The sequence below is a fragment of the Candidatus Krumholzibacteriia bacterium genome, from assembly GCA_035268685.1.
GTDB lineage: Bacteria > Krumholzibacteriota > Krumholzibacteriia > JAJRXK01 > JAJRXK01 > JAJRXK01.
This window is the reverse complement of record DATFKK010000037.1, coordinates 1-23045: the sequence shown is the minus strand read 5'-3', so window position 1 is coordinate 23045 and position 23045 is coordinate 1. Positions and strand designations below refer to the sequence as shown.

At 69.4% G+C, this 23045-nt stretch carries 18 protein-coding genes and 1 pseudogene; 9 read left to right on the top strand and 10 right to left on the bottom strand.

All coding sequences use genetic code 11. From position 1 onward, the window contains the following. Nucleotides 1-45: 45 nt before the first annotated feature. The 5 genes from VKA86_04075 to VKA86_04055 form a co-directional block, all read right to left on the bottom strand. Nucleotides 46-633 (bottom strand): SIS domain-containing protein, encoded by a 588-nt coding sequence (locus VKA86_04075; GenBank protein HKK70370.1) that lies wholly within the window; start codon nt 631-633, stop codon nt 46-48. After that, the gene (locus VKA86_04070) at nt 630-1376 is read right to left on the bottom strand and encodes an HAD-IIA family hydrolase (protein ID HKK70369.1); all 747 of its coding nucleotides are present in this window, start codon (nt 1374-1376) and stop codon (nt 630-632) included. Before VKA86_04070 ends, VKA86_04075 begins: the two co-directional genes overlap by 4 nt. An 18-nt stretch (nt 1377-1394) precedes the next feature. After that, nucleotides 1395-2423, bottom strand: coding sequence for a 2-oxoacid:ferredoxin oxidoreductase subunit beta (locus tag VKA86_04065; GenBank protein ID HKK70368.1), 1029 nt, complete (start codon nt 2421-2423; stop codon nt 1395-1397). Nucleotides 2424-2450: 27 nt separating this feature from the next. Next, complete coding sequence (locus tag VKA86_04060) at nt 2451-4313, bottom strand: 2-oxoacid:acceptor oxidoreductase subunit alpha (GenBank protein ID HKK70367.1); 1863 nt, start codon at nt 4311-4313, stop codon at nt 2451-2453. A gap of 236 nt (nt 4314-4549) precedes the next feature. Next, nucleotides 4550-4810: a hypothetical protein gene (locus tag VKA86_04055; GenBank protein HKK70366.1), complete on the bottom strand. Its 261-nt coding sequence runs from the start codon at nt 4808-4810 to the stop codon at nt 4550-4552. A gap of 340 nt (nt 4811-5150) precedes the next feature. On the opposite strand from VKA86_04055, the gene VKA86_04050 reads away from it, so the two are divergent. The 5 genes from VKA86_04050 to VKA86_04030 all read left to right on the top strand — a co-directional run bounded on the left by VKA86_04050 (nt 5151) and on the right by VKA86_04030 (nt 13528). Next, nucleotides 5151-5831: an HAD-IA family hydrolase gene (locus tag VKA86_04050; protein HKK70365.1), complete on the top strand. Its 681-nt coding sequence runs from the start codon at nt 5151-5153 to the stop codon at nt 5829-5831. A 69-nt stretch (nt 5832-5900) separates the two neighbouring features. After that, nucleotides 5901-6629, top strand: coding sequence for an SIMPL domain-containing protein (locus tag VKA86_04045; GenBank protein HKK70364.1), 729 nt, complete (start codon nt 5901-5903; stop codon nt 6627-6629). 25 nt (nt 6630-6654) lie between these two features. Next, nucleotides 6655-7521 carry a DMT family transporter gene (locus VKA86_04040; protein HKK70363.1) on the top strand — a complete coding sequence of 289 codons (867 nt, stop codon included), beginning with the start codon at nt 6655-6657 and terminating at the stop codon, nt 7519-7521. Between the two features lie 106 nt (nt 7522-7627). Then, on the top strand, nt 7628-10882 hold the full coding sequence (locus VKA86_04035; protein HKK70362.1) for a PDZ domain-containing protein: 3255 nt from the start codon (nt 7628-7630) through the stop codon (nt 10880-10882). A 12-nt stretch (nt 10883-10894) separates the two neighbouring features. Further along, on the top strand, nt 10895-13528 hold the full coding sequence (locus VKA86_04030; GenBank protein ID HKK70361.1) for a DUF5916 domain-containing protein: 2634 nt from the start codon (nt 10895-10897) through the stop codon (nt 13526-13528). Between the two features lie 3 nt (nt 13529-13531). Here the strand turns inward: VKA86_04030 and VKA86_04025 are convergent, their stop codons facing one another. Continuing rightward, nucleotides 13532-14800 carry a cation:proton antiporter gene (locus VKA86_04025; GenBank protein HKK70360.1) on the bottom strand — a complete coding sequence of 423 codons (1269 nt, stop codon included), beginning with the start codon at nt 14798-14800 and terminating at the stop codon, nt 13532-13534. A 226-nt stretch (nt 14801-15026) separates the two neighbouring features. Here VKA86_04025 and VKA86_04020 point away from each other — a divergent pair, with 226 nt between their 5' ends. From VKA86_04020 to VKA86_04005, 4 genes are all read left to right on the top strand, one after another. Further along, entirely contained in the window at nt 15027-15587 is a 561-nt protein-coding gene (locus tag VKA86_04020) for a hypothetical protein (GenBank protein HKK70359.1), read from the top strand. 211 nt (nt 15588-15798) lie between these two features. Continuing rightward, nucleotides 15799-16047 carry a ferrous iron transport protein A gene (locus tag VKA86_04015; protein HKK70358.1) on the top strand — a complete coding sequence of 83 codons (249 nt, stop codon included), beginning with the start codon at nt 15799-15801 and terminating at the stop codon, nt 16045-16047. Continuing rightward, nucleotides 16044-18158, top strand: coding sequence for a ferrous iron transport protein B (gene feoB / locus VKA86_04010; GenBank protein ID HKK70357.1), 2115 nt, complete (start codon nt 16044-16046; stop codon nt 18156-18158). Before VKA86_04015 ends, feoB begins: the two co-directional genes overlap by 4 nt. A 22-nt stretch (nt 18159-18180) precedes the next feature. After that, nucleotides 18181-19083, top strand: a complete 903-nt coding sequence (locus VKA86_04005) for a FeoB-associated Cys-rich membrane protein (GenBank protein ID HKK70356.1) — start codon at nt 18181-18183, stop codon at nt 19081-19083. Between the two features lie 38 nt (nt 19084-19121). Here VKA86_04005 and kynU read toward each other — a convergent pair. From kynU to VKA86_03985, 4 genes and pseudogenes are all read right to left on the bottom strand, one after another. Then, a pseudogene (gene kynU, locus VKA86_04000) lies at nt 19122-20225 on the bottom strand (kynureninase). Between the two features lie 61 nt (nt 20226-20286). After that, nucleotides 20287-20589, bottom strand: coding sequence for a P-II family nitrogen regulator (locus VKA86_03995; GenBank protein ID HKK70355.1), 303 nt, complete (start codon nt 20587-20589; stop codon nt 20287-20289). 15 nt (nt 20590-20604) lie between these two features. Beyond that, nucleotides 20605-21570, bottom strand: a complete 966-nt coding sequence (locus tag VKA86_03990) for a sodium-dependent bicarbonate transport family permease (protein ID HKK70354.1) — start codon at nt 21568-21570, stop codon at nt 20605-20607. A gap of 97 nt (nt 21571-21667) precedes the next feature. Further along, nucleotides 21668-23045 (bottom strand): tetratricopeptide repeat protein (locus VKA86_03985; protein ID HKK70353.1); only part of this gene is annotated, 1378 nt, incomplete at its 5' end.

The window sequence follows — 23045 nt, the reverse complement described above, 5'->3', positions numbered from 1 at the left end:
GATCCAGAAGACGCAGCGGCCAGAGCGAGGGTTCCGTCGAAGGATTCAGTCCGCGTAGTTCGCCGGGAACATCCGTCGTTCCACGCCCTCGATCAGCGCGTGGACGATCTTGATGTGGATCTCCTGGATGCGACCGGTGTCCTCGGCGGGCACCACCACCGCGTGGTGGCACAGCTCGAGCGCCGCCCCCCCACGCTTGCCCAGGAGCCCGAAACAGCGCAGGCCGCGCTCGCGCCCCGCCCGCAGGGCGGCCAGGACGTTCGGGCTGTTGCCCGACGTGCTGAAACCGACCAGCACGTCGCCGGCTCGGCCGTGGGCTTCGACGGCCCGGGAGAAGATCCGCTCGAATCCGTAGTCGTTGGCCACGCAGGTCAGGTGTCCGGGATCGCTGATCGCCGTGGCGTCGAGAGCCGGGCGGTCGTCACGGAAGCGGCCGCTGAGTTCCTCGGCCAGATGCATGGCGTCGCACATCGAACCGCCGTTGCCGCAAGCGATCAGCCGGCCACCGGCACCGAAACAGGTGGCGACCTCGTCGGCCATGCTGTCCACGGTGGCGAGCGCGTCGGTGTCGTCGTGCAGCCACTGCACGAGCCGGGCGGCCTCGTCGAGAGCGCGGCGCAGCGGCCCGCTCATACGATGTCGACCTCGGCCACCCGCTCGAACACGTGGTGCGGCCGATAGGGGTAGCGAGGCAGATCGGCCGTCTGGCTCACGCCGCTCAGGACGAGCACGGTCTCCACACCACTCTGGATCCCGGCCAGGATGTCGGTCTGCATGTTGTCGCCGATGATGATCGCGTTCTCCGAATGGGCCCCCAGGCGGTTGAGAGCCGAGCGCATCATCCAGGCCTGCGGCTTGCCCATGTACAGCGGTTCCTTGCCCGTGATCCGCTCGATCGGAGCGCACAGGGCCCCGCAGGCGGGGAAACCACGCGGACCGGCCACGTCGGGGTTCGTGGCGATGAAGCGCGCTCCCTGCATGATGAAGTAGGCCGCCTTCTGGATCATGTCCCAGTTGTACGACCGGGTCTCACCCACCACCACGAAATCGGGATCGATGTCGGTGATGGTGAAGCCGACGTCGTACAGCTCCTTGGTCAACCCGCCCTCGCCCACCACGAAGGCCTTGCGCCCGTCCTGGGCGGCCAGGAAGTCGGCGGTGGCCATGGCCGAGGTGTAGAAGTTCTCGGGCGCGACGTCGAAGCCCGAGGCGGCCAGGCGGTTCTGCAGATCGCCGGCGGTCTGCGAAGGGTAGTTCGTGAGCAGGACCAGCGGGTTGCCCTGCTCGCGAAGGCGCGAGACGAAGCCCGGCGCGCCGTCGATGGCCTGATTGTCGTGCAACAGGACACCGTCGATGTCGCAGATGACGGCGCGCAGGCTGTGGTCGGCCACGAGCTACTCCACCGTCCAGGTGTTGGTACCGCGGATCAGGTCCTGCAGGTCGCCCTGCCCGCCCACACGGTCGTGGGCCTTCTGCACCTGGTCCTCGAGCAGGTCCTCGTAGGTCGGGCGCTCGACGTCGAGCAGAACGCCCATCGGCACCGGGTACTCGGGGTAGTCCAGATTGCTGATCATGTAGGCCAGACTGCGATCGGTGGCGTCGTAGACCATCAGGTCGTCGGCGCTGATCCCGTTCTCGCCCAGCTTCACGACCTTCGGGTGGCGGCCCTCGAGCACGATGCCCTTGTCGCGCTCCTTGCCGAAGATCATCGGCTCGCCCGGCACCAGGCGCAGGATCCGGTCCTCGCGGAACTCCTTGCTGGTGAAGTGGGCGAAGGCACCGTCGTTGAAGATGTTGCAGTTCTGGAAGACCTCGAGGAACGAGATCCCCTTGTGCTGGGCCATCTTCTCGACCAGACCGGGCAGGTGCTTGGTGTCGGTGTCGTAGGCGCGCCCCACCCAGGTGGCCTCGGCCGCGATCGCGGCGTGGGCCGGGTTGATCGGATGGTCGATCACGCCGTCGGGCGTCGACTTGGTCACCTTGCCCTGCTCACTCGTCGGCGAGTACTGGCCCTTCGTCAGACCGTAGATCCGGTTGTTGAACAGGATCACGTTGAGGTCGAAGTTGCGCCGCAGCGTGTGCAGGAAGTGGTTGCCACCGATCGACAGGCCGTCGCCGTCGCCGGTGATCACCCACACGCTCAGGTCCGGGTTGGCCAGACGCACGCCCGAGGCCAGGGTCATGGCCCGGCCGTGGATGCTGTGGAAACCGTAGGTCTCCATGTAGTACGGAAAGCGGCTGCTGCAGCCGATCCCGCTGATGAAGACGATGTTCTCGCGCGCGATCCCCAGCTCGGGCAGGGTCTTCTGCACCTGGGCCAGGATCGAGTAGTCCCCGCAACCCGGGCACCAGCGGACTTCCTGATCGCTCGCGAAGTCCTTCTTGGTGAGCTTCTGGGGGGCGTCGGTCTTCTGCGTCGTCATGGTCGGTGTCCTCTCTCGGAGCTCGGGCTAGGCCTTCGACGTGACGCCGAGCAGTTCCTCGGCCTTGGCGGTGATCTCGGACAGTTTGAAGGGCTGGCCCATCACCTTCGGCATGCTCACGACGTCGCGCAGGTAGGTTCCGCGCAGCACGAACGCGAGCTGCCCCATGTTCAGCTCGGGAACCAGAACGGTCTCGTAGCGATCGAGCACGTCCTTCAGGTCGTTCGGCAGGGGATACATGTGGCGCAGGTGGGCATTGGCCACCTCGAGCCCGCGATCGCGCATGCGCTCGCAGGCACCGGTGATGCTTCCGTAGGTACTGCCCCATCCGAGCACCAGCAGCGGACCCGACTGCGGGCCCTCGACCCTCGTCGCGGGGTAGTCCTGCGCGACCCGGTCCACCTTCTCCTGGCGGGTCTTCACCATCTCGAAGTGGTTCTCGGGCACGTAGCTCACGTTCCCGGTCAGGTGGTCCTTCTCCAGGCCACCGATCCGGTGCATGAGTCCCTCGGTCCCCGGAGTCGCCCACGGCCGGCCGAGCGTCTTCTCATCGCGCTCGTAGGGAAGATAGGGCTCGCCCTCGGGGACGTCGGCGCTCGTCTTGAAACGCACCGGGAAGTCCTCGATCTCGTCCAGGTCGGGGATCCGCCACGGTTCGGCCCCGTTCGCCACGTAACCGTCACTGAGGATGAGCACCGGGGTCATGTAGCGCAGGGCGATCCGCATGGCATCGATCGCGGTGGCGAAGCAGTCGGCCGGGCTGTTCGGGGCGATCACCGGCATGGGGCATTCGCCGTTGCGTCCGAACACCGCCTGGAACAGGTCGGCCTGCTCGGTCTTGGTCGGCAGGCCCGTGCTCGGCCCGCCACGCTGCACGTTCACGATCAGCATGGGCAGTTCGGTCATGACGGCCAGGCCCAGGGCCTCGGACTTCAACGCCACGCCCGGACCACTGGTCCCGGTGACCGCCGCGGTCCCTGCGAACGCGGCGCCGATGGTGGCACCCATGGCCGCGATCTCGTCCTCGGCCTGGAAGGTGCGCACGTCGAAGGCGCGCAACCGCGACAGCTCGTGGAGGATGTCACTGGCCGGGGTGATCGGGTAGCTGGCGTAGAACAGGTTCAGGCCGGCCTTCTTCGCGGCGACCGCGCAGCCGTAGGCCGTGGCCAGATTGCCGTTCACACTCCGGTAGGTCCCCGGCGGCAGCGTCGCCTTCTTGATCCGGTAGACCTCCTGGAAGGCCTCGAGCGTGTCGGCGAAGTTGTAGCCGGCCTTCAGCGCGAGGACGTTCGCGCGGACCAGGTCGGGCGACTTGGCGAACTTGTCCTCGATCCACTCCACGGTGGGGTCGATCGGGCGCTCGTACAGGAAGTACAGCATGCCGAGGGCGAAGAAGTTCTTGCAGCGTGCCGCGGCCTTCTTGCCGAGCCCGACCTCCGACACCGCTTCCAGCGTCATGCTGGTCATCTTGACCTCGAAGGTGCGGTAGTCGGACAGCGAGCCGTCCTCGAGCGGGCTCTCCTCGTAGCCGGCCATCTTCAGGTTGGCGGGCGTGAAGGCGTCGACGTCGAGGAAGAGGGTCCCACCCAGGGGCAGTTCCTTCAGATTGGTCTTCAGAGCAGCCGGATTCATGGCCACCAGGACGTCGGGGCGATCCCCCGGCGTGTGGATGTCACGGGCGCTGAACTGGACCTGGAAACCGCTGACGCCGGGCAGCGAGCCGGCCGGAGCCCGGATCTCCGCCGGGAAGTCGGGGAAGGTGGCGACGTCGTTGCCGATCAGGGCCGCGGTGTCGGTGAAGCGCGTGCCGGTGAGCTGCATGCCGTCACCGGAGTCCCCTGCGAAGCGGATGCAGACGCTCTCGACTTCCTGGACGACTCGTTCCGTCATGGTCCTCGGTCCTCTGGAGATTGGCGATAGGGGGGATGCGAAGCGGGCTCGAACGCCTCGCGGGCAAAGACTATGCGCGGGCCGCGCGGGGGACAATGGGAGCGCCCTCCGGCCCCTATGGATATCACACTTGAGGAGTCACGGCACCTCGCCGTCGCCCCTCTCGCACCAAGACCATACGCGAACGGCCGGAGCCCGTGCTCCGGCCGCTCGGAACCATCGGTCTGGCCCCGGGCTCAGACGTGGAAGTCGTGCCCGCGGACGGTCTTGCGACCATTGGCCGAAGCGCGCTTCGCCGCCTGATCGATGTACTGGTAGATCACGGCGTTCAGGCTGTCCAGGGCATCGCCCGCGACGTTCAGACCGTGGTCCTTCAGGGCCGCCTTGGTCTTGCTGCCGACCAGCAGCATCTCCTGCTGCTTCGCCGGCTTCCGGCGGGCGGCGGTCTTCTTCTTCTTGGCGGCGGTCTTCTTCTTCCTGGCGACCTTCTTGGCCATGGTGACCCTCCTTGGGCTTTCGTTTCGTCCTTGATCGGCCTCGGCGCCGGCCGGACGATCCGGCCCGTCACGCGCGGGGATGGGCGAGCGGCGCGGTCGGGGACCGGGTCCTGCCCGGCGAGAACCGTCGCCTGTGCTCACTGCGGGCGGATTTACGGCAATTCAGCGGTCGGTACAAGGTATTTCTCGCGCGGAAATGCGTTTTTTTCGTAGCTAGGGCAGGATTCGCGACCGAATTCGGCCGCCGGGCGAGGCGCGGACACTCGTTCGCCCCCGATCCGAGAACCACGAATTCGACCACGAATCCATGGATTCGTGGCCAACCAGGAGCTCCAGGACCTTGCACGCCGCCCCTCGCCTCGTCGTCTTCGACTGCGACGGCACCCTCGTCGACAGCCACCACGCGATCGTGCGGAACGTGCAGCGCGCCTTCGCCCGCCAGGGCCTGCCGGTCCCCTCCGCGAACGCCGTGCGCGAGCGCGTCGGGCTGTCGCTGTCGGCCTTCGTCGAGGACCTGATCGGCGGTCTGCCTCCGGATCGGGTCGACGCCCTGATCACGTCCTACCGCGAGGAGCACGTAGCGGCCCAGGAGCGGGACGGCCGGGATCACCTCTTCGACGGGATCGGCGATCTGCTCGACCGGCTGCTCGACCGCGGCGTCCTGCTCGGTGTCGCCACGGGGAAGTCGCGCCGCGGCCTGCTGTCGGTGATCGAGGAACACGACCTGCAGCGGCACTTCGTGACCCTGCAAACCGCCGACGACGCGCCGAGCAAGCCGCATCCCGGCATGATCCTCCGGGCCATGGACGAGGCGGGGGTCCCCGCCGAGGCCACCGTCGTCGTCGGCGATTCGATCCACGACGTGGGCGCTGCCCTCTCCGCCGGGACCGAAGCGGTCGGCGTCGGGTGGGGATCGCACGACCCCGACCGGCTGCTCACCGCCGGTGCCCGGGTCGTCGTGGCCGACGTCCCGACCCTGGGGCGGGAACTCGGCGTGGTGGACTCCGATCCCGTCGTCTGATCACGATCACCGGGAACGCTTCAGCGCCGATCCGGTAGAATCACCGAGCCGCCACCACCGAGGAGCCCCATGAACGTCGTCCGCCCCGAACGCTCGCCGTCGTTCCTGTTCCTGTCGATCGCGCTCGTGGCGGGTCTGTTCCTGCTCGGCCAGCAGCTCCACCGGGGCATCGTCGAGTTCAAGGAGCGCGACCGTGTGGTCACGGTGAAAGGGCTGGCCGAACGCGAGGTCGCGGCCGACGTCGCGATCTGGCCGCTGCGCTTCGTCGACGCCGGCGACGACTACTCGGCCCTGTACCGCACGCTCGAGGAGAAGACCGCGCGCATCGTGACCTTCCTGCGCGAGGCCGGCTTCGCCGACGAGGACGTCACCGTGTCGCCGCCCGCGGTGGTCGACAAGCTCGCCCAGCGCTACGGAAGCCCGGGCGACGTCGGTCTGCGCTACACGGCGTCGCGGACGATCACGGTGTACACCGGCGACGTCGACCGCGTGCGCGAGACCATGTCCCGGCTCGAGGAACTCGGCCGCGAGGGCATCGTGTTCGAGACCGATCACCACCAGGCCCGACCCCAGTTCCTGTTCACCGGGCTGAACGACATCAAGCCCGCGATGATCGAAGAGGCCACGCTGGCCGCGCGCGAGGTCGCCCGGAAGTTCGCCGAGGATTCGCAGAGCCGGGTGGGACGCATCCGCCGCGCGCGCCAGGGGCAGTTCACGATCACCGACCGCGACGCCAGCACGCCGCACGTGAAGAAGGTCCGCGTGGTGTCGACGATCGACTACTACCTGGCGGACTGATCCGGTGCCGACGGACCCATTGCGGATGCGCACGCTCCTGATCACCTCGCTGGCCATGGTGGCCTTCGCCGCCAACTCGGTCCTGACCCGCCTGGCCCTCGACCCGCCCGACATCGACGCGGCGAGCTTCACCGGACTGCGCCTGACCTCGGGTGCGGTGACCCTGCTCGTCGTCGCGCGGGCCCGCGGGCGCCGGCGAACGCCGGTCGACCGCGGCGACTGGACGTCGGCCGCCGCGCTCTTCGCCTACGCGGCCCTCTTCTCCTTCGCCTATCTGGAGCTGCCGGCGGGGACCGGCGCGTTGATCCTGTTCGCGCTGGTGCAGGTGACCATGATCACCTGGGGAATCGCGCGCGGCGAACGCCCCCGCCCGCGGCAGTGGATCGGGATCCTGCTCGCCCTCGGCGGACTGGCCTACCTCGTGTCGCCGGGCATGGCCGCGCCGTCGCCGTTCGGCACCGTCGCCATGGCCGGCGCCGGCGTCGCCTGGGGCGTGTACTCGCTGCGCGGGCGTGGTCCGGGCGATCCCGTCGTGCGGACGACCGACAACTTCGTCCGGTCGGTGCCGATGGTCGGGGTGCTCGTGGTCGTGGCCCTGTCGACCGTCGACCTCGAACCCCGGGGCGCGCTGCTGGCCGTGGCCTCGGGCGCGCTGGCGAGCGGCCTGGGCTACGTGATCTGGTACGACGCCCTGCGCGGACTGACGGCCACGCGCGCCGCGGCCGTGCAGCTCACCGTGCCGGTGATCGCCGCGGTGGGAGGTCTGCTCCTGCTCGGCGAGCCCTTCACGCTGCGGCTTGCGGTCGCCGCGATGCTGATCCTCGGAGGCGTCGCCGTCACGCTGTCGGCGCGTTCACGACCTTCCGCCCCGGTGGATCCTGCGAAGAAGTGATCCCGCGCAACCCGGCGTGGCCAGCGTGCGGACTGCACCCGACCTTGTGCGCGGTCCCCGCCCGAAGTCGACGTCCTCGTTCCGTTCCCTTCCCGGGGAGACCTCCGTGCTGCTCCGCATCCTGCCACTGCTCCTGCTCGCCGTTCCGACCACCACCACCGCCGACGACGACACGCGCCTGCTCCGCCAGCCGACGCTGAGCGCCGAGCACGTGGCCTTCACCCACGGCTCCGATCTGTGGATCGTGGGCCGCGACGGCGGCGTCGCCCGGCGTCTCACCGCCACGGCGGCCGTGGAGAGCGATCCGCACTTCTCTCCCGACGGACGGTGGATCGCCTTCACCTCGAACCGCGACGGCACCCCGGCCGTGTACGTGGTGGGCATCGAGGGTGGCACGCCGCGACGACTGACCTGGCATCCGGCCGGGAGCGCCGCGCGGGGCTGGTCGCCCGACGGCGACCGCATCCTGTACATGTCGACCCGCGGTACCGCGCCCCGCGGCTACGGCCGGCTCTGGACGGTGGACGCCGACGGCGGTCCGTCGACCGTGCTGCCCGCGCCCTGGGCCTGGGACGGCTCCTTCGCGGGCGACGGCGAGCGTATCGTGATCGACCGCGTGACCCGCTGGGACTGGGAGTGGCAGAACTACCGCGGCGGACAGAACACGCCGCTGGTGATCCTCGACCTCGAATCGCTCGAGGAGACCTGGCTGCCGAATCCCGATCGCTCGACCGACCGCCACCCGGTGTGGGTCGGCGACCGCGTGGTCTTCCTCAGCGACCGTGACTGGACCATGAACGTGTGGTCCTACGACGTCGCGACCGGCGCGCTCGAGCAGATCACCGACTTCGAGGGCACCGACGTGAAGACCCTCGACGGTGGAACGCAGGGACTGGTGTTCGAACGTGACGGCTTCGTGCACCTCCTCGATCCGGCGTCGGGCGACGTGGAGCGCCTGCGGATCACCGTGCGCGGGGACTTCCCCTGGGCACGGCCGCAGTGGGAGGACGTGGGCGGTTCGGTCTCGTGGGCGCGGCTCTCGCCGACGGGCAAGCGCGCCGTGGTCCAGGCGCGCGGCGAGGTCTTCACCGTGCCCGTCGAGCACGGCGACGCGCGCAACCTCTCGCGCAGCTCCGGCGCCCACGACCGCACGCCGGTGTGGTCACCCGACGGCGGCACGATCGCGTGGTTCCGCGACGACGGCGACGGCTACGAACTGGTCCTCACCGACCAGGACGGCCTGTCGGAGCCGCGCCGCATCGACATCGGCGAATCGAAGATGGCCTGGGAGGTCACGTGGTCGCCCGACGGCGAACGCATCGCCTTCGTCGACGACGACGTCCGGGTGCGTGTGGTCGAGGTCGAGTCGGGCGACGTCGAGACCGTCGACGTCGGCGGTACGAATCTCGAGCGCGGCGACATGGGCCTGACCTGGTCGCCCGACTCGCAGTGGCTGGCCTACGCGAAGACCTTCGAGAACGACTTCCGCCGCATCGTCGTGTGGTCGGTCGAGTCCGACGACACCTCCGTGCTCACCGATCCCCTGGCCGACTCCACCGCCCCCGCGTTCGACCGCGACGGCCGGCACCTCTACTTCCTCGCCAGCACCGACCTCGCCCTGGGCTCGGGCTGGGCCAACACGAGTTCGATCCCCGCCGACCCGACCTACGCCGCGTGGGTCATGATCCTGCGCGCCGACGACCCCACGCCCTTCCCGTTGCGCAGCGACGAGGAGGAGGTCGTCGTCGAAGAAGAGGAAGAGACCGGCTCCGAGGAGCCCGAAGACGGCGAGGACGGCGAAGGGACGGAGGACGAGGACGTCCGCATCGACGTCGAGGGGATCCACGAGCGGATCGTGGCGCTCCCCGTGCCGGCCGCCCGCTATCGGATCGCGGTCGCCGGTCCCGAGGGGACGGTGTTCCTCGGCGAGCAGGTCGAGGATGCGCCGGGACTGCGGCTGCAGAAGTTCTCGCTCGAGGAGCGCGAGGCCGAGACCTTCGCCGAGGGGGTGCGTTCGGTCGCCGTGTCGAACGACGGTGAATCGATGATCCATCGCACGCCGGGCGGCTGGAGCGTGGTGTCGACCGCGTCGCCCCCGCAGCCGGGCGACGGCGCGCTCGATCTCGACCTGCAGATGCGCCTCGACCGCCGCGCCGAGTGGCAGCAGCTGTTCGACGAGGCCTGGCGCTACGAGCGGGACTTCTTCTACGACCCCGGCCTGCACGGCGCCGACTGGGACGCGGTGCGCGATCGCTACCGTCCGTTGGTCGAACACGTGCGCCACCGCGCCGATCTGACCTACGTCCTCGACCAGATGAACGGCGAACTCGCCGTGGGCCACAGCTTCGTCGGCGGCGGCGACCTGCCCGACGTCGACGACTCCGGGGTCGGGCTGCTCGGGGCCGACCTCGTCGCCCACGACGGGCGCTGGCGCATCGACCGCATCTACACGCTCGAGAGCTGGAACCCCGGCCTGTCCGCTCCGCTCGCCCGGCCCGGACTGCGCGCCGACGAGGGCGACTACCTGCTCGCCGTGAACGGCGTCGAGCTGACCGACGACGACGATCCCTACCGTCGGCTCGACGGCACGGCCGGCCGTCAGACCCTGGTGCACCTGAACGACGAACCCACCATGGACGAGGCCTGGACGGTGACCGTCGAGCCCATCCGCAGCGAGCGCCGGTTGCGCCTGCGCGCCTGGGTCGAGGACAACCGCCGCCGTGTCGACGAACTGTCCGACGGGCGCCTGGCCTACGTGTGGGTGCCGAACACCGCCGGACCCGGATTCGTCTCGTTCAACCGCTACTTCTTCGCCCAACAGGACAAGCAGGGCGCCGTGATCGACGCGCGGTACAACGGCGGCGGTCTGCTCGACGACTACATGGTCGATCTCATGACCCGCGGTCTGCGCGCGGCCCTGACCAACGAGGCCGAGGGTGGCCAGCCCATGGTCCTTCCGACCGGTGTGCTCGGACCGAAGGTGCTACTGATCAACGCCCTGGCCGGATCGGGCGGGGACTACTTCCCCTGGGCCTTCCGCCAGCAGGAGGTCGGGCCGTTGATCGGCACCCGTACCTGGGGCGGGCTCGTGAAGTCGTCGGTCCACTACCCGATGATCGACGGCGGCGTGCTCACCGCACCCGACAACGCGGTCTTCGACCCTGTCGCCGGCGAGTACGTGGCCGAGAACGAAGGCGTGCCGCCCGACATCGAGGTGCGCCTGGACGCCCGCTCGGCAGCCGAGGGCCGCGACCCGCAACTGGAACGCGCAGTGGACGAAGCGCTGCGTCTGCTCGAGGCCGCACCGGAGATCGAGGTCGAAAGGCCATCGTACCCGCGGCCGGCACGGCCCCGGCGCTGAGGTCGGAACGACGTGACCCTGCGCCTGGGACTCCTCGTGGTCGTCGCGCTCGGCCTGTACGGTCCGAGCGCGATGGCCTTCGACTCGTTCGTGCCCAACCGCACCGAGTCTTCTCTCCACCCCACCCACGCGAGCGGACGACTGCACGAGCGCCCGTACGTGCACGCCCAACGGGTGGATCCCGGGTCGATCGAGCTCGACGGAAGACTCGACGACCCGGTGTGGTCGACGATCCCCTCCGGCTGGGGATTCGTCGAGCACGAGCCCGACCGCGGCGTAGCCGCCGACGAGACCACCGTGTTCCGCGTGGCCTACGACGACGAGGCGTTGTACTTCGCCGTGGCGTGCTTCGAACGCGATCCGTCGTTGACGTCGTCGACCCTCTGCCGCCGCGACAACCTGCAGAACTCCGACCTCGTGAGCGTGTACGTCGACCCCTACCACGACCGCACCACGGGCTACAATTTCCGCGTCAACCCCGACGGATCGCAGGCCGACGCCTATGTCTTCGACGACGGCAACCGCGATTCCGACTGGGACGCCGTGTGGACGGCCGAGACCTTCCGCGACGAGCGCGGCTGGTCGACGGAGATGCGGATCCCCTTCGCGGCCATCCGCTACCGACCGGCCGACGAGATGACCTGGGGCCTGCAGGTCTACCGCTGGATGCACGGCCGCGGCGTCGACACCGGATGGGCGCACTGGGACCGCGACGACGCCGGCTTCGTCAGTCGCTTCGGCGAACTCCGGGGCCTGCGCAGCGTGCCCGCGGCCAAGCAGGTCGAAGTGATCCCCTACGTCGTGGCGCGCTCGACGAATCCGGACTTCGGCGGCCGGGCCGGCGATCTGAGCGACTTCCAGAACTTCGGCGCCGACCTCCGCTACGGCCTGACCGCAGACCTCACGCTGAACGCCACCCTGCAGCCCGACTTCGGCCAGGTCGAGGCGGACCCGGCCGTGCTCAACCTGGGTCCCTTCGAGAACTTCTTCGACGAGCGCCGCCCGTTCTTCGTCGAGGGCGCGCGCGCCTTCCAGCACCCCGACTTCAACCTCTTCTACTCGCGACGCATCGGCGAGGGCGGCGAGAACACGCGCATCAAGTTCGCCGGCAAGGTGATCGGCAAGACCGCCGGCGACGTCTCGGTCGCCACCCTGCTCGCCACCACCGACCGCACGCTTCCCGGCCGGGCCCACAATCCCTTCGCCGACGGCGACGACCAGACCTGGTACGCGGTCACCCGCTTCGGCAAGGAGTTCGCCCACGGCGACCATCGCGTGAACTTCATGCAGACCGCCGTGCTGCGCGACGGCGACACCCGCACCGATCTCGACGCCGACACCCGCCGCTCGCGCGACGCCTACGGCTCGGGTGCCGACTTCGAACTGACCTTCGACGAGCGCGCGTACCGCGTGCAGGGCAGCATGGTGGCGACGGTGATCGACGACGCACCCGTGGCCGACGGCACTCCCGTCGACCACGAGCCGGTGGTCGGAACGGCCGGGCAGCTGCGGGTCGGCAAGTACGGCGGCCGCTGGCGCGGGTCGCTGCGTGGTCGATGGGAAGGCGATCGCTTCGACCCCAACGACGCCGGCCGCCTGGCCGCCGCCGACGAGATGTTCGGCTCGCTGTGGTTGCAGCGCCGGCTCGGAGGCGGCGAGGGTGACGCGATCACCGACGGCAGCGTGGAACTCAGCCTGCATCGGAAGTGGCTCTACGCCGGCCGCAGCGTCATCGACCCCACCGATCCCGGTGGCACCCTGTTCTCCTACGGCGGCGGTGTGCCGTCGGGTGGCGGCGGGAACGTCAACGCATCGATCCAGACCCGATCGCGGTGGCGCGGCTGGCTCGGGCTGTGGCACGACGTCGAGGGCGTGTCGAAGTTCGAGACCCGCTTCTTCGACGGTGTCCGCGGTCCCCTGATCGAGACGCCGGCACGCAGCGGATTCTGGCTCGGTTTCAACTCGGACTTCCGGCGCGATCTGGTGCTCGAGGCCGAGTGGAACGAGCGCGGAACCGAAGCCGGCTCGCACACGCGGGACCTGCGCGCGTCGCTGCGCTGGATCCAGAACACACGCATGAACCATCGCCTGAGCGCGAGCTGGAACACGGCCACCACCGATGCCCAGTGGGTCGGCAACTACGCGACCGCCGACGGCCAGCCCGGCATCGGCGGGGTGAGCTACGTGTTCGGCGAGCTCGACAGTGAGACCCTCGACCTCACCCTTCGCAGCAACGTCCTGTTCACGCGCAACCAGAGCCTCGAGCTGTACGCGCAGCCCTTCCTGGCGCGCGGATCCTTCTCGCGCCCGCGAGCGCTGACCCGCCCGGGGAGCTACGACTTCGCGCCGGTCGAGACCGTGCTCGAGGAGGACGACGACGGAGACCTCGTGGGTCGGGACTTCGACATCCGCGACGAGGACTTCCGCCTGGCCTCGATCAACCTGAACGTGGTCTACCGCTGGGAGTACCGCCCCGGGTCGGCCCTCTTCCTGGTGTGGACCCACGCGCGCGACGGCAACCTGACCCGTGGCAGCGCCTTCGACGACGGACGCACGTTCAGCGACCGCTTCGACGCCGACGCGCTCTTCCGCAACCGGCCGGTGAACACCTTCCTGGTGAAGCTCAGCTACTGGTGGTCTCTGTAGGGCTCACTGCTCGAGCATCTTCGAGTCCCGCGCCGCGTCCCACCGCAGGATCCAGTTCACGGCCACCGGCGTGGCCACCGTGGTCACCACGGCCATGATCACCACCGCGGAGAACATGTTCTCGACGATCGGTGGCGTCGGCGTGGGTGCGTCGAACAGTCCGGCGCGCAGCGCGATGTCGGCGATGATCAGTTCGACCGCGCCCCGCGCGCTCATGGCCGAGCCCACCACCGCCGCACCGGCCGGGTCACGTTCCATCAGATAGGCCACGAGACCACCGCCGAGCAACTTCGCGAAGAAGGCGATCACCAGCAGCGCCACGAGGAACCACGGGGTCTCGACCACCGCCGATCCCGTCAGGTGCAGACCGATCGAGGCGAAGAAGATCGGTGCGAGGAATCCGGTGGTGATGCCCTCGGTGCGCCGGCGGACCGACTCGAACGCCTCGTCGTCCAGGGTTCCGCGCTGGAAGAACAGGCCCGCCATGAAAGCGCCCAGGATGAAGTGCATGCCCAGCTGCTCGGCCAGCACACCGAAGGCGAGCGCGGTGACCAGCACGGTGCTGAAGGGGAACTCGCTGGCCCGCGAGAGGTGCAGCACCCGACCGATGCGCGGCAGGATCCAGCGCCCGAAGCCGACGGTCACGGCGAAGAACAGCAGGACCTTGCCGCCGAGCAGCAACAGACCGGCTGCCGACGGCCAGGCGCCGGTCTTCAACAGGGCCGTCAGAACGGCCAGAAGGACCAGACTGAGCACGTCGTCGTACACCGCCGCCGACACGACCACGCTGCCCACGCGCGTGTCGAGTCGGCCGAGGTCGCGCAGCACGCGGATCGACACCGGGACCGCGGTGATCGCCAGGGCCGTGCCCAGGAACACGGACTGCGCCGTCTTCACGTCGGAGGCGGGCAGCAGCCACCAGCCCAGGGCCAGCCCGGCTGCGAGCGGGACCAACAGACCACCGAGGGCGATGACGAAGGCGCTGCGCGAGGCCTGCGCCATGTCGCGCGGCCGCAGGTCGAGGCCACCGAGCAGCATGAGGAAGAAGATCCCCAGCTCGGTGATGGCCTCGAAGGCGTGCGTCTCCTGCACGTCGTGGACGAAGTCGATGGGAACGCCCGACACCCGGGCCACCGGCGCGGCCAGCAGACCCAGCAGGATGCCCGCGGCCAGCTCTCCCACCAGCCCGGGCTGGCCGAGGCGTTCGGCCACCTCGGCGAAGGCCCGGCTGAGGGCCAGCAGCACCAGCAGCATGATCAGCAGGAGTTCCACGGAGACCTCTCGCGGGCGCATGGAAGGCGGCGGGCCACGCGAGGCGCGGCCGGAACTGGCAACATCCACGTGCCGACGGGGCTCGGCGGCGATCCGGGAAGGTCCCGATCGCGCGGTGGTCGGATCCCCGGGGCGCGAATCGCCCGATCGCCGCGTCCGAATTGACACGTGTGAGGAACGCCGGGTACCGTGCCGATGCGCGCCACGCCCTCAGGAGGTTCTCGCCATGACCCGTCTGGTCGTCTCCCTGTTCGCGCTCGTGTTCCTCGCCGCCTGCGGCGATTCCGACTCCACCAACCCGGCCACGGCCCCGGACGACGAGGCCCTGGCTCCCGGTGAATTCCGCGCCACCTTCCGGGCTCCCGATTCCGAGCCCGTTCCCTTCGAGGGATCGGTCGCGGCCGACCTGTCCGCGTCGGAGACCTCGTTCCGCGGGGTCTTCCACGACCTCGACGAGCGGATCGCGCCGAACGGGCGAACCGTCTACTTCAGCCTGCTGACCCTGCAGGACCACCGAGGCGCCGAGCTCCGGCTCGGCCGCGCCCGGACCGAGTCCCGACCGGTCACCGGTGGATTCGGGATCGAAGCCGGGCGCGACCTCGAATCCCCCTACGGCTTCTTCGCCTCGTACCTCGAGCCCGATGAGGTCGAGGGCCGCGCGACCCGTTACGGGGTCGACGGCGCGGTCTTCCTCGACGTGAGCGAGAAGGCCGTCGAGGGATCCTTCGACATCGAGTTCTCCGACGGATCGGTCCTGCGCGGCACTTTCGTCGCCGGCCGCAGCTGATCCCGCGCGCCGCCCGGCGCGCTCCCGACACTCCCGCCCGGACCCCGGCCCGGTGCCCATGCGGCGCCGGGCCGGCCTGCGTCTGCCCGGAAACGCCCGCTCCGGGCCCGCGTGACGCGCGTCACAGTTTTCGAATGGCATTCAGGACCTGGTGAGTCCAGATTTCATCACTGAAAACGATATTCAATTCCACCCCGATCAGGAGGGCGACATGAAACTGAGTGGGCTCGATCCCCGACGCGACGGGGTGGTCCGGGAGATCCAGGGCAACGGTGCCGTGCGGCAGCGCCTCATGGACATGGGATTCCTTCCGAGCACGCCCGTCCGGATGGAGCGCGTGGCCCCGACGGGCGAGCCCGTCTGGGTGCGGATCTGCGGCGGACAGGTGGCGTTGCGGCGCAGCGAGGCCGACGCGGTCGTGCTCGACGACCTCTCCGGCAACGAGGAGGCAGGACGATGAGCACGGTCCTCGAACCGACGACCACGACCGAGGCCCCGGCGACCCTGCGGGTCGCCCTGGCCGGCAACCCGAACAGCGGCAAGACCTCGCTGTTCAACGCGCTCACCGGATCACGCCAGCGCGTCGGCAACTACGCGGGCGTCACGGTCGAGAAGCGGCTCGGGCACCGGAACACCGACACCAACCGCCTCGAGTTCCTCGATCTCCCCGGCACCTACAGCCTGAGTTCGTACTCGCCCGAGGAGCGCATCGCGCAGGAGGAGTTGCTGCGCGACGACCTCGACGTGGTGGTCGTCGTCGCCGACTCCACCCTGCTGCGGCGCAGTCTCGTGCTGCTCGCCCAGATCATGCAGACGGGCAACCGCGCGGTGCTGTGCCTGAACATGGCCGACGAGGCCGAACAGGCGGGACAGCGTCTGGACCTCGGAGCCATGGAAGAACTCCTGGGCATCCCCGTGGTGTCGACCGTCGCGCACCGCCGTCTGGGGATGCGGGAACTCGTCGACGCCATCGAGCGCGCGACCGCTCTCCGCCCCGTGGCCGATCGCGTGGTCCTCGGTGATCGCCTGCACGATGCGATCGCGGCCGTGGCCGCCGAGCTCCCGACCCGGACGACGGGCCTCGACTGGCGGGCCACGCGCCTGCTCGCCGGCGACGAGGGCGTGCTCGACGAGACCGCCCCGCGCAAGGTCTGCGACGTGGCCGCCGCCCAGCGCGTACGCCTCGAGGCCGAAACGGGCCGCGAGGTCTCGGTGTACCTCATGGAGCAGTACTTCGGCTTCGTCGACGGTCTGCTCACCGAGGTCACGCTGCGCCCCCAGCGCGCCGACGCCCGCGCCTTCTCCGACGCTGTCGACCGCGTGGCCGTGAACCGCTGGCTCGGACTGCCGCTGTTCGCCGCGGCCATCTACGGCATCTTCTGGCTCACCTTCACCGTGGGCGCCCTGCCCATGGAATGGATCGAGTCGGGCTTCGCGCGGCTCGCCGGAGTCGTCGACGGGCTCTGGGCTCCGGGATCGGAGTCGCCGCTGCGCTCGCTGCTGGTCGACGGGATCATCGGCGGCGTGGGCGGCGTGCTCGTGTTCCTGCCCAACGTGGTGCTGCTCTTCCTGGGACTGGCGATCCTGGAGGACACCGGATACATGGCGCGCGCGGCCTTCCTCATGGACCGCGTGATGCACCGATTCGGTCTGCACGGCAAGAGCTTCATGCCCATGGTCACCGGCTTCGGTTGCTCCATTCCGGGGATCATGGCCACGCGCACGCTCGAGAACGAACGCGACCGTCTCACCACGATGCTCGTGCTGCCGCTCATGTCGTGCGGCGCGCGTCTGCCGATCTGGTTGCTCCTGGTACCGGCCTTCTTCGCCCCGAAGTGGCAGGCGCCGGCGCTGTTCGGGATCTACGCCTTCGGCGTGCTCGCGGCGCTGACGCTGGCGCTGGTGCTCCGCAAGTCGGTGCTGCGCGGTGACGACGCTCCCTTCGTGATGGAGCTGCCGCCCTACCGCGTGCCCACGCTGCGCGGCGTGCTCACCCGGATCGGCGACCGTGCGTGGATCTACCTGCGCAAGGCGGGAACGATCATCCTGGCGATCTCGATCCTCATGTGGGCGATCACGGCCTACCCGAAGAAGGACGTCTACGACGTCGACGCGGCCGTCGAGGCGGGCACCGTGCAGCTCACCGACGCGCAGATCGAGAACGCCCGCGCGGCCGAGGACCTGCGCTTCTCGATCGCCGGCCGCATCGGTCACGCCATGGCGCCCGTGATCGAACCGCTGGGCTTCGACTGGAAGATGGGGACCGCCATGGTCGGCGCCTTCGCGGCCAAGGAGGTCTTCGTCTCGCAGATGGGCATCGTCTACTCGATGGGCGAGACCGACGAGGAGTCCACGTCGCTGCGCGACGCCATCCGCAGCGAGTACTCCATCGTCACCGGGATCTCGCTCATCCTCTTCCTGCTGATCTCCACTCCCTGCATGGCGACCATCGCCGTCACCCGGCGCGAGTCGGGCCGTTGGCGCTGGGCGCTCCTCCAACTCGGCGGCCTCACCGTGGTCGCCTACTTCGTCTCGCTCACCGTTTCCCAGGTCGGCCGCCTGCTGGTCTGAACCGCGAGAGAAAGGAACGATCATGGAACACGCACTCGTCACCGTCATCGTCACCGTTGCCGCCTTCGCGGTCCTGGCCCCGGCCATCCGTGGGACGCGGAAGAACGCGAAGAACGACTCGCCCTGCGGCGGAGGATGCGGAGGCTGCAACCTCGGCTGCGACCTGAAGTCGAAGCTGGCGATCACCGGAGCCGTCCTGGCCCTGCTCGTGACCCCGGCCGCCGCCCTCGACACCGTCGAGCCCTACGACGCCGGTGCCACCGACGCCGAGTACTACCTGGGCTACGGCGGAATGGGTCAGGCCGCGGCCGACCGCGAACTCTCCAACGAGATCGTGCTCGGCTACGGTCTCATGAACGGATTCGCGGCCTACCTCGGCACCTGCGTCGCCGTCGACCAGCAGTACTTCCGCGGCGAATCGAGCCTGTGCTTCGGTCTGATCAGCACTCCGCTCGAGACCGACCACGTCGACGTCGACCTGGCGCTGGACGTCGGCGCGGCCGGCGACGGTCTCGGAACCCTGAGCCTCAGTCCCATGGCCGAAATCAACTACGACCACGATCCCGAGATGGGCAGCTGGGGTCTGTACCTGCGCGGTGGCTACTCGGCCTACGGTGGATCCGGTGATCCGGCGCTGGGTAGCAGCAGCGCCCGGCGCCTCGTCGACTTCACCGTCAATCCGGGTGCCTACCTGCGCCTGACCGAGCGCCACGAACTGCTGGTGGAGTACGACCGCACGATGGGCGTGGGCGACGACCGTACCGCCGACGAGACCGTGCACGGATTCGCCATCGGCATGAACAGCCTCGTGACCCCGTCGCTCGAGCTGGTCACCCAGTTGCACCGCGACGTGCCGCCGACGGGTCAGGACGCCACATGGAGCTTCACCCTGGGCTTCATCGCGGGCCTGCCCACCGGCAACTGAGGAGACCGCGCCTGACCGCGCCTTCCCGGCCGGCGCGGTCAGGTCACCAGGTCCCGGCGCTCGTACGCCGGATCCCGCCAGAGTTCGCCGTCCATCACCTCGCGCAGCGTCTCCACCGCGTCGTACGCGTCGACGTAGCGCTGGTAGAGCGGGGTCAGACCGAAGCGCAGGACGTTCGGGGCGCGGAAGTCCCCGATCACTCCACGGTCGATCAACGCGCGCATGATCCGGTAGCCCTCCGGATGCCCCAGACACACCTGACTTCCCCGGCGGTCGGCCTCGCGCGGGCAGACCACCTCGAAGCCGTGCGCGGCGCACCGGCCCTCGACCAGGTCGAGGAACAGGTCGCCCAGCCGCATCGACTTCGCGCGCACCTGCTCCATGTCGACCCCGTCGAAGATCTCGAGCGCGGCGTCGAGCGAGGCCATGCTCAGGATCGGCGGCGTGCCGCACAGTCCGCGGGCGATACCCGGCGCCGGTTCGTAGTCGGGCACGAAGTCGAAGGGAGCCGCGTGGCCGAGCCAGCCCGTCAACGGCTGGGCCCAGGAATCGTGGAGGCGACGGTTCACGTAGAAGAACGACGGGGCCCCCGGGCCGCCGTTGAGGAACTTGTAGCCACAACCCGTGGCCAGGTCGACGTCGGCGGCGTCGAGGCCGATCGGCACCGAGCCGGCGCTGTGCGACAGGTCCCACACGGAGATCGCGCCGACCGCGTGGGTGCGCTCGGTGACCGCGGGCAGGTCGTGCATGGCGCCGGTGCGGAAGTTCACGTGCGTGAGGCAGACCACGGCCACGTCGTCGTCGATGCAGGCGTCCACCTCACCGGGCTCGGCCAGGCGCAGCTCGTGGTCACGCCCGAGCAGGTCGATCAGACCCTGCGTCATGTAGATGTTGCTGGGAAAGTTGTCGCGCTCGCTCACGATCACCCGGCGATCGGGGCGCAGACGCAGGGCCGCGGACACGATCTTGAACAGGTTGACCGAGGTCGAGTCGGCCACCGCCACCTCGTCGGCGTCGGCCCCGATCAGCGGCGCGATGCGCGCGCCCATCTCTCGCGGCAGATGGATCCAGCGGTGCTCGTTCCAGGCGTTGATCAGGTCGTCGCGCCACTGGCGTCGCACGGCCTCGATCCGTTCGGCCGAACGGTGGGGCTGGGCGCGCCAGCGGTCAGGCTAACACAGCGGCGCGGGTCCCGCCGCCGCGTCACACGTACTTGTCGCCGCGCACCACCTCGACGTCCTGCAGGTAGACGATCACCGCGTAGTTCTCGAAGAAGTCGTCAGCGATCCGCTCGACCACGCGATCGGCGACGTCGGGGCTGACCACCGATTCGATCCGGAGGTTCTGTCCCTCCCACTCGCTGGCGCGCACCCCGCGCGACCCTTCCCCCGAGACGTCGCTCACGGTGAAGCCCTTCGCACCGCACTTGCGCAGTTCGTCGACGATTCGATCCCGCAACAGACGTTCGGTGATCACGGTCACGAGCTTCAGGGCGACGGTGTGCACGGTCCACCTCCGGGATCAGCCGGCCAGACGAATGGCCAGATCGTAGTACAGGGGGATTCCCAGCGTGAGGTTGAAGGGGAAGGTGATCCCCAGCGACGCCGTGAGGTAGAGCGTGGGGCTGGCCTGGGGAAGCGCGATGCGCACCGCGGCCGGGGCGGCGATGTACGAGGCGCTCGAGACCATCGCCCCGAACACGGCGCTGCCGCCGGGTGACAGGCCGACCAGTCCACCCAGCCAGATCGCCAGCGCCCCGTGCAGGATCGGCAGGACCACGCCGAAGATCACGAGGAACACGCCGACCCGACGCAGATCGCGCAGCCGCGCCGCGGCCGCCATGCCCATCTCGAGCAGGAAGAGCGTGAGCGCGCCCTGGAACCCCTCCACGAAGAAGGGCGCGACGGGTGCGATGCCCTCCTTGCCCGCCAACCAACCGATCGCCAGCCCGCCCAGGAGCAGAACGACACTGCGTCCGGCCATGATCTCGTGCAGGGCCTCGCCCCACGTTCCCGCCGCCCCCGAACGCACGTGGGCGATCATCAGGGCCACCACGATCGCAGGCACCTCGAGCAGGGCCACCAGGGCCGGCATGAAGCCCTCGGGAGCGAGCCCGGCCCGCTGGGCGAAGGCCGTGGCCGCGATGAAGGTCACCGCCGACACCGAACCGTAGTGCGCGGCCACCGCGGCGGCGTTCGTACGGTCGAAGCGGCCGAGCTTCCGCAGGATTCCGTAGGCGATCAGCGGCGTCACCACACCCAACGCCAGGGTGAGCCCCGCCGGAGCGGCGAACTCCAGCAAGGGGGTCACACTCAGCTCGGCCCCGCCCTTCAGCCCGATCGCCAGGAGCAGGTAGATCGACAGTGCGTCGTAGAGCGGCGCGGGGAACTCGAGGTCGCTGCGCACCACCCTCGCCAGGACGCCCAGCGCGAAGGCCAGCACCACCGGCGACAGGAGATTCGCAAGAAGGAGGTCGAGCGACGCCATGCGCAGGGTTCCCGGACGGAGAGGACGGGCGGCGACGGGCAGTGTCCGGAGGCCACTCGGCGGCGTCAAGCGGAAGGTCCGCGACGCCGCCGTATGGTCACTGGCTCTTGCGCTGCGGCATCGGCAACGTGGGGTCGAGTTCGCGTGCTCGCTCGAGCAGTTCGAGTGCGGTGTCCTCGTCCCCCCTCGCGCCGGTGGCCAGCGCCAGCTGGTACAGGGCGAGCGCGTTCTCGGGCTCGCGTTCGAGCACGTCCTCGTAGATCTGCATGGCCTCGTCCAACTGCCCGCGACGATGGTGGAAGGTCGCCAGCGCGATCTGAACGCCGCTGTCGTCGGGCGCGAGTTCGGCCGCCCGCTCGAGATGACGCCGCGCGGCCTCGGTGTCGCCGCTCTGCAGGAGGAACTGCCCGAGCTGCGCGTGCGCCTCGGCGGAGTTCGGATCGACCTCGAGCAGCCGCTCGAAGGTGGCGCGCGCCCGCGGCAGGTTCTCGGTCATGGCGTAGGCCATGCCGAGGTTGCCGAGCAGATCGGTGTCGCGCGGGAAGTCGCTCACCGCCTCCTCCAGAATCGGCAGCGCCTGCTCCGGGCGGCCCGCCCGCAGGTCGATGGCCGCGATCTCGGCACTGACCACACTGCTCGCTCCCGACTTCTCGAGGAAGTCCTCGAGGAAGGTGCGGGCCCGATCGGCCTGCCCGCGGGTCTGCAGGAACTGCGCGAGCTGCAGCGCGGCCTGCTCGTGCGTGGGATCGAGTTCGAGGGTCCGCTCGAGTTGATCGCGCGCGCCGTCCAGATCCCCGCGGTCGCGCAGGACCGCGGCCAGGTAGAAGTGCGCCCGCGCGAAACGCGGGTCGATCTCCACCGCCCGACGGATCTTGCGCAGTCCTTCCTCGCTGCGGCCCAGCCGGTGCTCGGCCAGACCCTGTCCGGCCAGACCCACCGCCCAGTCGGGATCGATCTCCAGCCCCTTGCGGTAGAGCTGGACGACGTCCTCGATCCGGCCGGCCCGGGCCAGGCCCAGGGCGTAGTCCTCGATCACGTCGAGGTCCTCGGGACGCTCGCGGTGCAGTTCGGCGAACAGCTCCAGCGAGCGATCGAAGTCCCCCATCTCGCCGTGGACCTGCGCCAGGTTCATGCGCGACTCGACGTGGCGCGGGTTCCGCTCCAGTTGCTCCTCGAGCGTGGCGGCGGCTTCCTGCAGGCGCCCTTGGCCGCGGAGCACGTTGGCCAGGTTCACCGCGTGCTCCACGCTCATGCCGCCTCCGCTGGCGACGGTGTCGTCGCCACCGTCCTCGTCATCGCCCCCACCACTGATGTAGCCGAGCGAGCGGAGCATCTCCTCCATGCTCTCGCCGGCTTCGGGGTCGATCACGATGTCGTCGCCGCGGTCCCACGTGCCGGTCTCGTAGGTCTCGATCCGCTCGACCGGATTCGACGCCAGGAACTCCTCGGTGTAGGCGTCCTCGAGCACGTCGCCG